This is a genomic window from Rhizobacter sp. P3_B12 (assembly GCF_056402895.1).
The window spans coordinates 1-14,676 of record NZ_JBFUGN010000058.1; the positions used below are offsets into that span (position 1 = coordinate 1).

General features: G+C 69.5%; 12 protein-coding genes and 1 pseudogene. 6 read left to right on the forward strand and 7 right to left on the reverse strand.

What is annotated here, in order from left to right; genetic code table 11:
- Nucleotides 1–246, reverse strand: a pseudogene (locus tag AC1D01_RS05650) (energy transducer TonB); the annotation flags it as partial.
- Between the two features lie 420 nt (nt 247–666).
- Nucleotides 667–1,350: a ribulose-phosphate 3-epimerase gene (rpe, locus tag AC1D01_RS05655; RefSeq protein WP_477865094.1), complete on the reverse strand. Its 684-nt coding sequence runs from the start codon at nt 1,348–1,350 to the stop codon at nt 667–669.
- Nucleotides 1,351–1,433: 83 nt separating this feature from the next.
- Here rpe and apaG point away from each other — a divergent pair, with 83 nt between their 5' ends.
- The 3 genes from apaG (at nt 1,434) to mltA (ending at nt 5,159) form a co-directional block, all read left to right on the forward strand.
- Nucleotides 1,434–1,808, forward strand: a complete 375-nt coding sequence (gene apaG / locus AC1D01_RS05660) for a Co2+/Mg2+ efflux protein ApaG (RefSeq protein WP_477865095.1) — start codon at nt 1,434–1,436, stop codon at nt 1,806–1,808.
- Between the two features lie 11 nt (nt 1,809–1,819).
- On the forward strand, nt 1,820–3,871 hold the full coding sequence (locus AC1D01_RS05665) for a site-specific recombinase (protein WP_477865096.1): 2,052 nt from the start codon (nt 1,820–1,822) through the stop codon (nt 3,869–3,871).
- Between the two features lie 112 nt (nt 3,872–3,983).
- Nucleotides 3,984–5,159 (forward strand): murein transglycosylase A, encoded by a 1,176-nt coding sequence (gene mltA / locus AC1D01_RS05670; RefSeq protein WP_477865097.1) that lies wholly within the window; start codon nt 3,984–3,986, stop codon nt 5,157–5,159.
- Nucleotides 5,160–5,193: 34 nt separating this feature from the next.
- On the opposite strand, the gene AC1D01_RS05675 is transcribed toward mltA, so the two are convergent.
- On the reverse strand, nt 5,194–5,505 hold the full coding sequence (locus tag AC1D01_RS05675; protein ID WP_477865098.1) for a hypothetical protein: 312 nt from the start codon (nt 5,503–5,505) through the stop codon (nt 5,194–5,196).
- A gap of 202 nt (nt 5,506–5,707) precedes the next feature.
- Here AC1D01_RS05675 and AC1D01_RS05680 point away from each other — a divergent pair, with 202 nt between their 5' ends.
- The gene (locus AC1D01_RS05680; protein WP_477865099.1) at nt 5,708–6,832 is read left to right on the forward strand and encodes a sigma-54 interaction domain-containing protein; all 1,125 of its coding nucleotides are present in this window, start codon (nt 5,708–5,710) and stop codon (nt 6,830–6,832) included.
- On the opposite strand, the gene AC1D01_RS05685 is transcribed toward AC1D01_RS05680, so the two are convergent.
- Together AC1D01_RS05685 and AC1D01_RS05690 are read right to left on the reverse strand one after the other, a co-directional pair.
- Nucleotides 6,766–8,892: a peptidase domain-containing ABC transporter gene (locus AC1D01_RS05685; RefSeq protein ID WP_477865100.1), complete on the reverse strand. Its 2,127-nt coding sequence runs from the start codon at nt 8,890–8,892 to the stop codon at nt 6,766–6,768. The genes AC1D01_RS05680 and AC1D01_RS05685 overlap by 67 nt on opposite strands.
- Nucleotides 8,893–8,946: 54 nt before the next feature.
- Nucleotides 8,947–10,188 (reverse strand): HlyD family secretion protein, encoded by a 1,242-nt coding sequence (locus tag AC1D01_RS05690; RefSeq protein WP_477865101.1) that lies wholly within the window; start codon nt 10,186–10,188, stop codon nt 8,947–8,949.
- Nucleotides 10,189–10,413: 225 nt separating this feature from the next.
- On the opposite strand from AC1D01_RS05690, the gene AC1D01_RS05695 reads away from it, so the two are divergent.
- Entirely contained in the window at nt 10,414–10,596 is a 183-nt protein-coding gene (locus AC1D01_RS05695) for a hypothetical protein (RefSeq protein WP_477865102.1), read from the forward strand.
- 50 nt (nt 10,597–10,646) lie between these two features.
- Here the strand turns inward: AC1D01_RS05695 and AC1D01_RS05700 are convergent, their stop codons facing one another.
- Nucleotides 10,647–11,951: an ABC transporter ATP-binding protein gene (locus tag AC1D01_RS05700; protein WP_477865103.1), complete on the reverse strand. Its 1,305-nt coding sequence runs from the start codon at nt 11,949–11,951 to the stop codon at nt 10,647–10,649.
- A 13-nt stretch (nt 11,952–11,964) separates the two neighbouring features.
- On the reverse strand, nt 11,965–13,692 hold the full coding sequence (locus AC1D01_RS05705; RefSeq protein ID WP_477865104.1) for an ABC transporter permease: 1,728 nt from the start codon (nt 13,690–13,692) through the stop codon (nt 11,965–11,967).
- A gap of 192 nt (nt 13,693–13,884) precedes the next feature.
- Between AC1D01_RS05705 and AC1D01_RS05710 the strand changes: the two genes are divergently transcribed.
- Nucleotides 13,885–14,676 (forward strand): diguanylate cyclase (locus tag AC1D01_RS05710; RefSeq protein ID WP_477865105.1); only part of this gene is annotated, 792 nt, incomplete at its 3' end.

Below are 14,676 nucleotides of genomic sequence, written 5' to 3' on the forward strand. Positions count from 1 at the left end.
CGGCGCGGCCGGCGGCGGCACCGGCGTGCTCGCCGTGATCGTCGGCTGCGCCGGCGGCGGCACCGCCACCTGCACCTCCGGCGGCGGTATGAACGGCGGCGGCGGCGCCTCCAGCTTCGGCGGCGGCGGCACCACCACCTCCGGCGGCGGCGGCGGCTTCTTGATCTCCTCGATCACCTTCGTCTCGATCGGTGCCCGCACCACGTCGACCACCTTCTTGGCCAGCCCCGTCAGCAACGCATACACGATCGCCGCGTGAAACAAAATGACAAACCCGATCCCGACGATGTGGCGTCGGGGATCGCGTTGTCGCTGCGAAAAATTCATCGGTCGCGAACTCCTGTACGGATAAAGGGCCTGTGCGGCTTAGGCAAGCAGCGTGCCTGCACATCTGCAGGGCACGAAACGACCCATTAGGTACCAGTTTAGTACCAGTAATACCACCCGTCAATGCGGGCAAAACCTGAGGAAAAACCCGGAAAATYGCTTTCCTGACAACAGGTTACGTTTTCGGATCACTTACCTGGAAGCCGCCTCGGGAAGGCTTCGGTGCTGGCTTGGCCTCATTCGCCAGGGCGAAAAATACCACTGTCAGGCCAGAAGAATTCACGGGGTTTTCGATTGTTTCCCCGAACAAAGCACCGTGTTGGGTCACGGCGCCCAAGTTCATGCCGCCTGCAGTTCGCGGCGCATCGCATCGATGATCGCCTTGTAGTCGGGGTGGCCGAAGATCGCGCTGCCGGCGACGAAGGTGTCGGCGCCGGCATCGGCGACGCGGCGGATGTTGTCGACCTTGATGCCGCCGTCGACCTCGAGCCGGATGTCGCGCCCGCTGGCGTCGATCAGGCGGCGCGCCTGCTCGATCTTCTTCAGTGCCATCGGGATGAAGCTCTGGCCGCCGAAGCCGGGGTTCACGCTCATGATCAGCACCTGGTCGATCTTGTCGATCACGTACTCGAGCACCGACAGCGGCATCGCCGGGTTGAAGACGAGGCCGGCCTTGCAGCCCTCGGCCTGGATCAGCTGGATCGTGCGATCCACGTGCGTGCTGGCATCGGGGTGGAAGGTGACGGTGGTCGCGCCGGCCTTGCAGAACGCGAGCGCGAGCGGGTCGACGGGCTGCACCATCAGGTGCACGTCGAGCGGCACCGGCGTGCCGTCGGGGCGCACCGCATGCTTGCGCACGGCCTCGCAGATCATCGGCCCGAAGGTCAGGTTCGGCACGTAGTGGTTGTCCATCACGTCGAAATGGATCCAGTCGGCGCCGGCGGCGATGACGTTGCGCACCTCCTCGCCGAGGCGGGCCAGGTCGGCCGACAGGATGCTGGGGGCGATGCGGAAGGTGGTCATGCGGTACTACCGGACGGTCGCGGAAGGGCGGGATTTTAGGCGGGCCGCGAACCTGCCATGCCCGGCTCCTAGAATCCCCGTCCATGGCCCATCCTGAATTCACCTGCTCGGTCGTCGTGCGTCACCTGCCCGAGCAGTCGAACGCCGCCACCGGCCACTACGCCTTCGCCTACACGATCACGGTGCGCAACAGCGGCGATGTCGCGGCGCAGCTGATCGCGCGGCACTGGGTCATCACCGACGGCCAGGGGCGCGTCGAGCAGGTGCGCGGCCTGGGCGTCGTCGGCCAGCAGCCGCTGCTGCAACCGGGCGACAGCCACGAATACACCAGCTGGACGCGGCTGGCCACGCCGCAGGGCAGCATGCGCGGCACCTTCTTCTGCATGACCGAGGACGCGACGCCGTTCGACGCGCCGGTGCCGGAGTTCAGCCTGTCGCTCGCGTCGACGCTGCACTGACGGCCGGCGCGATGTTCGGGCGGAAGAAGGCGTCGTCGAAGGCGCAAGGCAAGGCCCGGCCGGGCCCGTGGGACCTGAGCGCGCTGCTGAACGCGGCCGACGCCTCGGCTTCGCTGCCGGAGCGCCACCTGTGGCTGATCCGCCTGCTCGAATGGCTGCGCCATGCGACGCTGCCGGCCGACGAGGCATCGGCGACCGCCACGCCGATGCCGCTGCTGCGCCTGCGCCACCTGCTGAACGTGCTGGAACGCCACCCCGAGCACCAGGCCGAGATCGCGGCGCTGCTCGCGCGCTTCTGGCGCGAGGTGGACGTGGCGGCACTGCTGGCCGACTTCGGCTTCTCGCCGCGCCGCGACCTGTCCGGCGAACTGGGCCAGCGCTTGCGGCTGCGCCTGCTGCCCGGCACGCCGGCCACCACCGACCTGGCCGAGCTGTTCGGCCTGCTGTTCCCGCAGACCAGCGATGCGCTGTGGCTCGATGCGCTGGACGACCCGACGCTCGAGCGCCTGACCGCGCTGCTCGCCCCCGCGGCGGCGGCCTCGGCTGCATCGACCTCCGCGGGGCCGAACTGGCGCGCGCCCTTCCTCGACGCGATCACCTTCCTGGCCAGCGCGATCCGCGCCACCGGCTTCACGCCGACGGTGCGCCAGCGCATGAGCCCCGAGCTGCTGGTGTCGCAGCCGTTCCGCCAGCTGGCGCTGGTGGCCGAGCAGATCCGCGCGCACGCCGAAGGCGGCGACACGCCGGCGCTGCTGCGCGAGGCGCAGTACCTGCGCGCACTGCTCGACACCTGCCGGCGCTGCGCCGACAGCGTGCACCTGCACCTGGAGGCGCACGGCGTGTCGGTCGACGTGGTGTTCGCCGTCGAGCAGCTGCGCGAGCGCACGCAGCGCATCGAGGAGCTGCTGATCTGCGTGCTGAGCCCGGAGCCCGGCCGCGACATCACGCGCCTGACCGCCGCGCTGGTGCGCACCGCCGAGGAGCGGCGCAGCATCCGCGCGCTGTTCGCGCGGCACTACTCGCTGCTCGCACGCAAGGTGGCCGAGCGCAGCGCCGAGACCGGCGAGCACTACATCACCCGCGACCGCAGCGAGTACCGGCAGATGCTGCGCGCCGCGGCCGGCGGCGGCGCGGTGCTGGCCGGCACCACGTTCATGAAGTTCTTCGTGCTGGCGCTCGGGCTGTCGACCTTCTGGGCCGGCTTCTTCGCGGGCGTCAACTACGCCGGCAGCTTCGTGCTGATCCACCTGATGCACTGGACGGTGGCGACCAAGCAGCCGGCGATGACCGCGCCGGCGATGGYGGCCCGGCTCGACGATGTGTCGAACGACGCGGCGGTGGAGGGCTTCGTCGACGAGGTCGCGCACCTGATCCGCTCGCAGGCGGCCGGCATCCTCGGCAACCTGGCGCTCGTGACGCCGCTGGTTCTGACGGCGCAGTTCGCGTGGGCGGCCGCGTTCGGCGCGCCGCTGATCGGCGCGAAGGACGCGCAGCACGTGCTGGACACGCTGTCGCTGCTCGGGCCGACGCCGCTGTACGCGGCCTTTACCGGCGTGCTGCTGTTCGCCAGCTCGATCATCGCGGGCTGGGTCGAGAACTGGTTCGTCTGGCACCGGCTCGACAGCGCGATCGCGTGGAACCCGCGCATCGTCGCGCGGCTGGGGTCGGCGCGCGCGCAGCGCTGGTCGCTCTACTGGCGCAACAACATCTCGGGGCTGGCCGCGAACATCTCGCTCGGGCTGATGCTCGGCCTGGTGCCGGCGGTCGCGAGCTTCTTCGCGCTGCCGATCGAGGTGCGGCACGTGACGCTGTCGACCGGGCAGCTCGCCGCGGCGGTCGGCGCGCTGGGCTTCGACATCCTGCGCCAGGCGCCGTTCTGGTGGTGCCTGGCCGGCATCGCGGTGACGGGCGGGCTGAACCTCGCGGTGAGCTTCTTCCTCGCGTTCAAGGTGGCGCTGCGCTCGCGCGGCATCCGGCTCACCGACCGCAGCCGCATCTACCGCGCGATCCGGCGCAGGCTGTGGCAGCGACCGGCAACCTTCATCGTGCCGCCGAAGGACTGATCAGCGATCGTCGTCGCGCCGCTCGCCCTTCTTGCGCCCCGCGAACATCGTCCACCACACGATCAGCAGCAGCACCGCGAGCGCGCCCAGCGCTTCGAGGAGAATCAGACCCATGACGATGTTCCCTGGCCGCGGCCGCTGGTGGATGGCGGCGGCGATTCTAGGCTCGCTCGCCGGCTGCGCGAGCCTGCAATACCCTCCCGTGGCGCCGGCGCCTCCCGAACCGGCCGCCAATGCGCCGGCCGCCACGCCCGCTGCCTCTTCCCCTTCCGCCGGCGACAAGCCCGTGCTGGCGCGCGCGCGCAGCCGCTGGGTCGGCGCCGCCTGGGCCGACCTGCCCGGCTGGGAGTTCGACAGCACCGCCGAGCTGTGGCCCGCGCTGCTGCGCAGCTGCGAGAAGCCGGGGCCCGACTGGACCAGGCTGTGCGCCGACGCGCAGAAGCTCACGACCATCACCGACGGCAGCGTGCGCGTGTTCCTGCAGAACCGCGTGCAGCCGTGGCGCGTCGAATCGCTCGAGGGCGCGACCGAGGGCCTGATGACTGGCTACTACGAGCCGCTGGTCGAGGCGAGCCGCGTGCCGCGCGGTGCCTTCCGCATCCCGCTGTACGCACCGCCGGCCGACCTTGCCGCGCGCAAGCCCTACTGGACGCGCCACCAGCTCGACACCGTGCCGGCCGCGAAGGCCGCGCTGCGCGGCCGCGAGCTGGCGTACATCGCCGACCCGCTCGATGCGCTGGTGCTGCAGATCCAGGGCTCGGGCCGCTTGCAGCTGACCGAGGCCGACGGCACGCGCAAGCTGCTGCGCGTCGCGTTCGCGGCGCACAACGACCAGCCGTACAAGTCGGTCGGCCGCTGGCTGGTCGACCAGGGCGAGCTGACGCTGGAGCAGGCCTCGTGGCCGTCGATCAAGGCCTGGGCGCGCAAGAACCCGAAGCGGCTGAACGAGATGCTGTGGGCGAATCCGCGCGTGATCTTCTTCCGCGAGGAGCCGCTGCCCGATCCGCAGCTGGGGCCCAAGGGCGGCCAGGGCGTGCCGCTGACGCCGGGCCGCTCGATCGCGGTCGACACGCAGAGCATTCCGTACGGCACGCCGGTGTGGGTCGATGCGACCGAGCCGCTGAGCGCGACGCTGCTGCGCCGCGCAGTGATGGCGCAGGACACCGGCAGCGCGATCACCGGGGCGGTGCGCGCCGATTACTTCTGGGGCTGGGGCGATGTCGCCGAGCAGCAGGCGGGTCGGATGAAGCAGCCGCTGCGGCTGTGGGTGTTATGGCCAAAGTCGTGAGCCGGCATCGGCTGATGAGGTACACGTAGGAGTTTCAGAGCATCCAGATGCCCAGGATCGGCCCCGGATTCACGGTGGTGCAACTGGCGCTGTCAGGCTGGTAGCGCACCCTGACCTTCGAGTGCGTCAGCTTGGCCGACATGAGGATGGCCAGCAGCGGCTTGTAGTTGACGTCGGACTGGTAGACCACACCCGCACCGCCCTCTGCCCAGCTGGCATAGAAATAGGTGCTGTTGACGGTCATGGGCGCATCACCACCCACGAACAGGTCGCCTGGAGTGACGACGCATTCGGTGACCGCATGCGCCGCAGTCGGGCTCATCGCGAGCGCCGCCAGCACGGACATGGCCGCAAGGGGCCACGACTTTCTCGACATGTTGTTTCTCCCTCCACGAAAGACCTCGATTGTTGTCGAGGCGGCAAGCGTCTGGCAAGACGATCACCTGCACGGTCTTCGTGCATATGCATGCGCGAAATGCTGCGTTGGCAGCACCGAACAAGACACCTAATGTGCAGATCCCGCCACATCGCTGTCTTGTGCCCACCGCATGTCCGCCGACCACCTGCTCACCCTGCCCGATTCCGCCAGCCTCGCGCTCTCGATCCGCGCCAAGGCGCTGCTGTTCCACGACCCGCGCTCGCTCGCCGTGTTGGAGCAGGTGGAACGCGTCGCCGGCAGCGATGCCACCGTGCTGGTGGTCGGCGAGACCGGCACCGGCAAGGAGTTGATCGCCCGCCACATCCACAAGCGCAGCGGGCGCGACGGGCCGTTCATCGCGGTGAACTGCGGCGCGTTCAGCGAATCGCTGATCGATGCCGAGTTGTTCGGCCACGAATCCGGCGCGTTCACCGGCGCGAACCAGGCGCGTGCCGGCTGGTTCGAGGCCGCCAACGGCGGCACCTTGTTCCTCGACGAGATCGGCGATCTGCCGCTCGCGCTGCAGGTGAAGCTGCTGCGCGTGCTGCAGGAGCGCCAGGTGGTGCGGCTCGGCTCGCGGCGCGCGATCCCGCTCGACGTGCGGCTGGTGGCGGCCACCAACGTCGAGCTGCACCGTGCGGTGGAGGCGCAGCACTTCCGCGCCGACCTGTACTTCCGGCTGAGCGTCGCGACGATCGAGCTGCCGCCGCTGCGCGAGCGGCCCGGCGACATCCTGCCGCTCGCACGACACTTCATGTCGGTGTACGGCGGCAAGCTGTCGCTGCAGGGACCGCAGCTGTCGCCCGAGGCGCGCAGCGCACTGCTGGCCTATGCGTGGCCGGGCAACATCCGCGAGCTGGAGAACGTCCTCCACTACGCGCTGATCGTCTGCCGCGACGGCATCGTGCGGGTGGGTGATTGCCGCTTCTCGCCGCTTGGGCTCATGGGGGCGGCACCGGCGCACGAGGTGAAGACGCGGGAGCCCGCCGCGCAGCCCGCCGAACCGGATCCGCTGGCCGCGCTGGAGCACGCGATCGACGCGTTGATGGACGGCCGGCACCCGCAACTGCTGTCGGCGATCGAATCGCTGGTGGTGCGGCTCGGCTTCGCGCGTTGCCGCGACAACCAGGTGCAGACCGCGCGGCTGCTCGGCGTCACGCGCAACACGCTGCGCACGCTGCTGAAGCGCTATGGGTTGCTGGCGCTGTCGTCGCGTGGCGAGGTGGAGGAGGACCTGGACGTCGAGACCGCCTGAGCCGGCTGGTCCAGCGCCACGCGCCCCCCTTCGAGCACCACCACGCGATCGGCCATCGCGATCGTCTGCGGCCGGTGCGCCACGATGATGCGGGTCAGCTTCAGCCGGGCGATCGACTCGTTCACGCGTTCTTCGTTCACGATGTCCAGGTGGCTGGTGGCTTCGTCCAGAACCATCAGTTGCGGGTTCTTGTACAGCGCACGGGCCAGCAGCAGCCGCTGCTTCTGCCCGCCCGACAGCCCCGATCCGATGTCGCCGACCAGCGTCGCGTACCCCATCGGCATCGCCATCACTTCGTCGTGCACCACCGCCAGGGCGGCACACGCCTCGATGCGCGAGCGGTCCGGCGCCGGATCGAAGAAGCTGATGTTGTCCGCGATCGAACCGGCGAACAGCAGGTCGTCCTGCATCACGGTGGCCACCATCTGCCTGAAGTTCTTCAGTCCCAGCCGCTGCAGCGGCATGCCGTCGACCAGGATCTCGCCCTGCGTCGGCTCCAGCAGGCCGAGCAGCAGCTTGACGAGGGTCGTCTTGCCGCAGCCCGACGCGCCGGTGATCGCAATGCACTGGCCGGCCGGTATGCACAGCGACAGGTGCTCGAGGATCCAGGGCTCGGCATCGGCGTGGCGAAACGACACGTCGCGCAGCTCGATCCGAGCTGCGATGAGCTTCGTGTCGATCTCGGCGTCGTGCGGGTCCTTCTCCGGCTCGGTCAGCACGATGTCGGCCACGCGTTCGCCATGCAGGCGCAGCATGCGCAGATCGAAAATCTTGTCGATCAGGCCGGCCACGCGCTGGCCGAACTGCTCTTCGTAGCTGATGAACGCGAACAGCATGCCGACCGAGAAGCGCGTGTCCAGCACGGCCAGCGCAGCCAGCCACACCACGGCGACGCGCTTGGCACCGAACAACAGGCCGCTCAGCGTCTGGTACGAGACGCCCAGGCGGGCGATGCGCAGCTCGGCATTGAACTGGTCGGCCAACGCGTTCATCCAGCCGATGCGGCGCTCTTCGGTCCGGTTGAACAGCCGCAGGCTCTGCACGCCGCGAGCCGACTCGAGGAAGTGCGTCTGCTGGCGAGCCGCATGCACGATCTGCTCGGCCGTCGCATCGCGCATGGCCCCGAAGAGCACCAGCCGCAAGCCCACGTACGCCAGCACGGCTGCCACGGCCACCGCGGTCAGCAGCGGGCTGTAGAGCAGCATCACGACCAGCGTTCCGATCACCAGCAGGCCGTCGATCACGGCTTCGACGAACTGAGTGGTCAGGCTGTGCTGGATGGTCTGGATCGAGCCGAAGCGCGACACGATGTCGCCGAGATGCCGCTTCTCGAAGTACGACAGCGGCAAGCGCATCAGGTGCGCGAAGGCGTTGCCGAGCCACTGATAGTTCAGGCTCGTCGACAGCACCGTGGTGACCCAGCTGCGCACGCCGCCGATCGCCGTCTGCACGACCGCCAGCAGCAGAAAGCCGATCCCCAGCACCGTCACGAGGTCGCGGTCCGAGGACACCAGGGCCTCGTCGACGGTCCATTGCAGGTAGAACGGCGCGACCAGGGCGCACACCTGCAGCGCGACGCCCAGCAGCAGCAATTGCAGCAGGCCGCGGCGCAGGCCCACCACCTGCCCCATCAGCGCGCCCCAGGTGACGCGGCGCTGCTCGCTGCGGGGCCGGAAATCCACGGCCGGCAGCGCTTCCAGCGCGATGCCGGTGAAGTGTCGCGAGACCTCCTGGGTCGACAGGCTGCGCGGACCGGCCGCGGGATCGTGGATCAGCACCTTGCCGCCGTCCACCGCCACCAGCACCACGAAGTGGTTCATGTCCCAGTGCAGCACGCAAGGCAGCCTGAGCTGCGCGAAGTCGCCGAGCTCGAGCTTCAGCGGCCGGGTCTGCAGTTGCATCGCGCCGGCCGTGTCGATCAGGGCCTTCAGCGTCGCCCCCTTCAGCGAGACCGAGAAGCGCCGACGCATGCCGGCCAGATCGATGCGGTGGCCGTGGTAGCCGGCCACCATCGCCAGGCAGGCCAGACCGCACTCGGCGGCCTCGCTCTGAAGGATCATCGGAACGCGGCGGCGGCCGCGGAACGACAGCAGGAGTGCGTCGATGCCCATCGTTCAGACGCGCCCGCCGACGCTGTAGAGCGGCTCGAGGATCCACTCGATCAGCCGCCGCGGCTCCAGCAGCACGCTGGCCTCCAGCGCCATGCCGGCCTTCAGCGAACGGGCCTCGCCGTAGGCGGGCACGTCCTGCCGCTCGAGCCGCACACGCACGCGGTACAGCGGCTCGGCCGCCGCGGCAGGGCCGCCGAACGGCAGGTCGTCGCCCCGCATCGCCACCGCCGCGACCTCGCGCACCATGCCGCGGGCCTGGCCGAACTTCTGGTAGGGGTAGGCCTGGTAGCGCAGGTTGACCGACATGCCCGGGCGAATGAAGCCCGCCGCGCGAGACGGCGCGTACAGCTCGGCCTCCAGCAGGCCCTGCGCCGGCAGCACGATCGCGAGCGACCGCTCCGGCCCGACATCCTGGCCCGCATCGGCCGCGATCGCCGCGACGATGCCGTCGCGTGGCGCCGTGACCAGCGGCTGGCGCTGCGCCTCATGTCCTGCCACTTCCTGCTCGATCGCGGCGAGGTTGCGGCGGATCACCTGCAGGTCGCGTTCGACCTGCAGCGGCAGATCGCGCAGCTCGGCCTGGACGGCCGCCTGCTCGCCTTGCGCCACCGAGGCGGCACGCTGCAGGTCACCCAGGCGCTGGCGCTGATCGAGCAACTCGGCCATCCGGTCCTGCAACTGGGCCGGCGAGATGAAGTTCGCGTCCGACAGATCCTTGAGCCGATCGACCGCGGCTTGCGCCAACGCGACGCGGCGCAGCTGCAGGTCGCTTTGCTGTGCGATGCGATCCAGGTCACCCTGCAACGCGGCCGCCTTGCGCCGCAGCGTGGCGTCGCGCCCGGCGGCCTGGCGCCGCTGCTGCTGCTCGTCGATGCGCAGGCTGTCGAGGCGGGATTGCAGCAGGCTCGAGACGGCCTTGCCGGCATCGCCATGGGTGGCGCTGCTGCGCCCGCCGTCGAGCACGAAGAGCACCTCGCCGCGCCGCACGGCCTGTCCCTCGTGCACCCTGCGCTCGGTGATGATGCCGGACTGCGGCGCGTGGACCCGCACGACGCCCTCGCTCGGCACGACGACCCCCGGCACGTGGGCCTTGCGCGTGTAGCTGGCGGTCGCGAGGAACACGACGATGCCGATCGCGACGGCGACGAACACAGTCGTCAGCACCGCGAACGCGAGCGGGCGTTGCAACAGCACGCTGCCGTAGCGGCGGGCCTGAAGCTGGTCCAGCACTTCGGGGCGAAACAAGGTCTCTCTCACGGCGGCCTTTCAAAGCAACTCGTCGAACCCGCGAGTTGTATAGAAAAGCCAGGCCGGCGCCGCGCACATTGCATCCACAATGTTCTTGTGTCTCACGCAGGCATCAGGGTGCGTTGATGGCAATGACCATCTATCACCTTTCGCGAATCGACACGCGTCGGCAGAGTTCGAACCCGGCGCGATTGGCGCCGATCCTCCCAAGAAAGACCTCACATGCAGCAACTCAACACCGCCGACATCAAGCAAGTCTCGGGCGGCAGCACAGCCAGCAACATGACCGTCGCTGACCTGATTGCCATTCAAACGAAGTTGGCGTTTGGCTCGATTCAGGCCAGTGTGTCCGATCTGAAGTTGTTGGGCGACAAGGCAAAGGCCGACGCGAGAGCCAAGACCTGATTTCCGGACCTCGGGCCCGAGGCGAGCGTTCCCGCGCCGCCTCGGGCCGCTCAAGCGGCTCCAGCGGCCTCGCGCTCGTCCGGCAAGCGGATCACCCCGGTCCGATAGTCATAGCCGAACACTTCTCCATGTCGCCCCCACTCGATCGTCACGCGCAGCACGCGCTCGGCCTCTTCGGCATCCATGTTGTCGCTCAGCAGATGCAGGAACGGCTCCTGCGGCATCTCCCCTGACGACTCCTGTTCCAGGCTGTGGCGTATGTGCGCCGCCAACGGAACGTTCAGCAGCAACTGCTGCCCGAACAACTCCTGCCGCAGCGTGTGGTCGCCATCCACGTAGCGCCGGCCGAGCGGCGTCAGGTGCAGGTCGCCATCGGCCAGCTGCGCAAAGCCGAGCAGCGACAGCCCCTGGGTCAACGGCAGCAGCTCGTGGTCGGCCAGCTCGGTCTCCTCGGCCAGCTTCGGCAGGTCGGCGTGGCCGGCGAACAGGTCGTCGGCCAGCAGCTCCAGCAGCCCGTCCATGCGGCTCACGTCGGCCTGCGGCAGGCGGTGCGCCAGCGGCAACGCAACCGGCTCGCCGGCCGGGCGGCGGCCGGTGCCGGCGGTCATCAGCGCATAGACCTCGTCGACCAGCTGCCGCACCTCGGCGCTGTCCGGGTCGCGCGGGCGCGGCAGCTGCACCGCCAGCTGGCAGCGAACCCGCCCCGGGTCGCTCGCGAAGATCAGCACGCGGTCGGCCATCAGCACCGCTTCCTGGATGTTGTGCGAGACCACCAGCATCGCCTTGGTCGGCATGCGCCGCGAGGTCCACAGCGCAAGGATCTCCTCGCGCAGCCGCTCGCCGGTCAGCACGTCGAGCGCCGAGAAGGCCTCGTCCATCAACAGGACCTCGGGCTCCACCACCAGCGCCCGCGCAATGCCCACGCGCTGGCGCATGCCGCCCGACAGCTCGCGCGGCAACGCGCCCTCGAAGCCCGCCAGCCCGATCAGCTGGATCGCCGCCACCGCGCGCGCCGCCCGCTCTGCCGGCGCCATGCCGCGCGCCTCGAGCCCGAGCTCGACGTTCTGCTGCACCGTCAACCACGGGAACAGCGCGAACGACTGGAACACCATCGCGATGCCGCGCGCCGGCCCGTGCAGCGGCTGGCCGCGGTAGGCCACCTCGCCGGCGTCGGCCGGGATCAGCCCGGCCAGGATGCGCAGCAGCGTCGACTTGCCCGAGCCCGATTGCCCGAGCAGCGAGACGATCTCGCCCTCGGCCAACCGGAAGTCCACGCCCTCCAGCACCGCGCGCGCGCTGCCATCGGCCGAGCGGAACGACTTGCCGACGTTCTTCAGTTCGATCAGTGTCTTCATGCCCGTTCCAGGTCTAGAAATGCATGCGGTCTTCGGCCAACCGGTAGAGCCGGCGCCAGACCAGGTGGTTCATGCCCATCACGAACACGCACATCACGCCGATGCCCAGCGCGATGCGCGGGAAATCGCCGATCGCCGTCATGTGCGCGATGTAGCTGCCCAGGCCCTTCGCCTGCAGCGTGGTGTCGCCCCAGGTCACGTACTCGGCGACGATGCTCGCGTTCCATGAGCCGCCGCTCGCGGTGATGGCCCCGGTGACGAAGCTCGGGAACACCGCCGGCAGCAGGTAGCGGCGCCAGCGCAGCCAGCCCGAAAGGCCCAGGTTCTGCGCCGCATAGCGCAGCTCGGTCGGGATGCTGCTCGCGCCGGCGATCACGTTGAACAGCAGGTACCACTGCGTGCCCAGYACCATCAGCGGCGACAGCCAGATGTCGGGGTTCAGCTTCCAGCGCACGATGAACAGCACCGCCACCGGAAACATCAGGTTGGCCGGAAACGCCGCCAGGAACTGCGCCACCCCCTGCAGCCGCCCCGACCAGCGCGGGTTCATGCCGATCCAGATGCCCACCGGCACCCACACGATCGATGCGAGAGCCGTCAGCACCAGCACGCGCAGCATCGTGATCGAGCCCAGCACCAGCACATGCCCGGCCTCGGCCCAGCCGACCTCGGTGTGGATGAAGCGCAGCAGGTGCCACAGCGCGATCAGCACCGCCGCGGCCAGCAGCGCGTCCCAGGCACGCTGCAACGTCGTGCCGGCCGGCCGCGCACGCGCCCGGATCGAGGTGCCGTCGTGGCGGCGGCGGAACAGCGTCAGCGAGCGCGCGAACAGCGCCCCGATGCGCAGCGCGAGCGGCTGCAGCCGCTCGGTGCGGCGCAGCCAGGTCAGCAGCCACGACGAGGGCGCGCTCTCGCTGCTGCCCTCCTCGAAGCGGAACTTGTCGGCCCACGCGAGCAGCGGCCGGAAGAACAGCTGGTCGTACAGCACGATGCCCACCAGCATCGCGCCGATCGCCCAGCCGATCGCATGCAGGTCGCGCTGCTCGATGGCCAGCGCGATGTACGAACCGATGCCGGGCAGCTTGATGCTCTGCTGCGAGACCGCGATGGCCTCGGACGCGACCACGAAGAACCAGCCGCCCGACATCGACATCATCATGTTCCACAGCAGCCCGGGCATCGCGAACGGCAGCTCGAGACGCCAGAAGCGCTGCCAGCCCGAGAGCTGGAACACGCGCGCCGCCTCCTGCAGCTCCGGCGGCACGGTGCGCAGCGACTGGTAGAGGCTGAACGCCATGTTCCAGGCCTGCGACGTGAAGATCGCGAAGATCGCCGCGCACTCGACGCCGAACAGGTTGCCCGGGAACAGCGCGATGAAGCCGGTGACGGTGATCGACAGGAAGCCCAGGATCGGGATCGACTGCAGGATGTCGAGCAGCGGCACCAGCACCCGCTCGGCGGCGCGGTACTTGGCGGCGAGCGCCGCGAACACACAGGCGAACACCAGCGACGCGCCGAGCGCGAGGAACATGCGCAGCGTGGTGCGCAGCAGGTAGTACGGCAGCGCCGTGGGGTCGAGCGTGAGGGGCAGCACCTCGCCCAGCTGGTACGGTCGCGCCATCTGCGCGCCGCCCCAGGCCAGCAGCACCAGCACCGCGAGCACCAGCGGCAGCAGGGCCCAGTCCCAGCGGTTGCCACCGGACTCGACCACCAGGCGCGGGAAGAATCGTTTGTCGGTCATGCGGTCGGTCATGCGCTTCCTCGTCGCGAACGCCGGGCGCTCGATCGAGATCCGACAGATGGCATTTTCGCCGCACGGCCCGCCGTCCCAGAAGCGGTTGCATGACGCGGTGTGTCGGCGGCGGCCGCCCGGATCCCCCTGCCTCCGGGGGTCGGCCGCGAGCCGGCGGCGCCTCGTTCCTACAATCCCGCGATGTTCCGCGCACCGTCCCGCCTGCTCGACCTGCTGTGGAGCACCACCAGGCGCCGGCGCGGCCACGCGAAGCTGACGCTGCTGGCGCTGGGCGTCTATGCGCTGTTCGCGGTGGTGGTCGCCGCCGAGGTGCGGCTCGGCATGATGGAGCCGGGGCCGGCTTTCTGGCTCTGCGTCATCAGCCTGGGCGGCATCCTCGTCTTCTACGCGCTGGTGCGCAGCGGCCTCAGCGAGCGGCTGTCGAGCGACCCGTCGCTGACGATGCCGCAATCGGTGTTCGGCATCTCGATCACCGCCTGGGGCTATGCGATCAACCCGCAGCTGCGCGGCGCGGTGATGGCGATCATGCTGCTGAACCTGGTGTGGGGCATGTTCGTGATGTCGCCGCGCGAGGCGCGGCTGCTGGGCGCGCAGGCGCTGGCGATGCTGGGCGGCGTGATGCTGTGGAAGGCGCGCACCGATCCGGCGCGCTTCCCGCCGCACATCGAGGCGATCCAGTTCGGCTTCTGCGTGATCCTGATGACGGCGATGTCGGCGCTGGCGGTCAGCATGGGCCGGCTGCGCGCAAAGCTGCGGCAGCGCCAGGCGGAGCTGCAGGAAGCGCTCGCGAAGATCCACCACCTGGCCACGCGCGACGACCTGACCGGCCTCGTGAACCGCCGCCACCTGACCGAGCTGCTCGATGCCGAGCGCGTGCGGCAGAAGCACCACGGCCTGCCGCTGAGCCTGGTGCTGATGGACCTCGACCACTTCAAGCCGATCAACGACAACCACGGCCACGCGGCCGGCGAC

What these genes read in the sequence shown, in the direction of transcription:
- mltA (WP_477865097.1), top strand. Translation starts at nt 3,984, where the DNA reads ATGACGATGTTCCCTGGCCGCGGCCGCTGGTGGATGGCGGCGGCGATT.
- apaG (WP_477865095.1), top strand. Translation starts at nt 1,434, where the DNA reads ATGGCCCATCCTGAATTCACCTGCTCGGTCGTCGTGCGTCACCTGCCC.
- AC1D01_RS05680 (WP_477865099.1), top strand. Translation starts at nt 5,708, where the DNA reads ATGTCCGCCGACCACCTGCTCACCCTGCCCGATTCCGCCAGCCTCGCG.
- AC1D01_RS05675 (WP_477865098.1), bottom strand. Translation starts at nt 5,505, where the DNA reads ATGTCCGTGCTGGCGGCGCTCGCGATGAGCCCGACTGCGGCGCATGCG.
- rpe (WP_477865094.1), bottom strand. Translation starts at nt 1,350, where the DNA reads ATGACCACCTTCCGCATCGCCCCCAGCATCCTGTCGGCCGACCTGGCC.
- AC1D01_RS05685 (WP_477865100.1), bottom strand. Translation starts at nt 8,892, where the DNA reads ATGATCCTTCAGAGCGAGGCCGCCGAGTGCGGTCTGGCCTGCCTGGCG.
- AC1D01_RS05700 (WP_477865103.1), bottom strand. Translation starts at nt 11,951, where the DNA reads ATGAAGACACTGATCGAACTGAAGAACGTCGGCAAGTCGTTCCGCTCG.
- AC1D01_RS05695 (WP_477865102.1), top strand. Translation starts at nt 10,414, where the DNA reads ATGCAGCAACTCAACACCGCCGACATCAAGCAAGTCTCGGGCGGCAGC.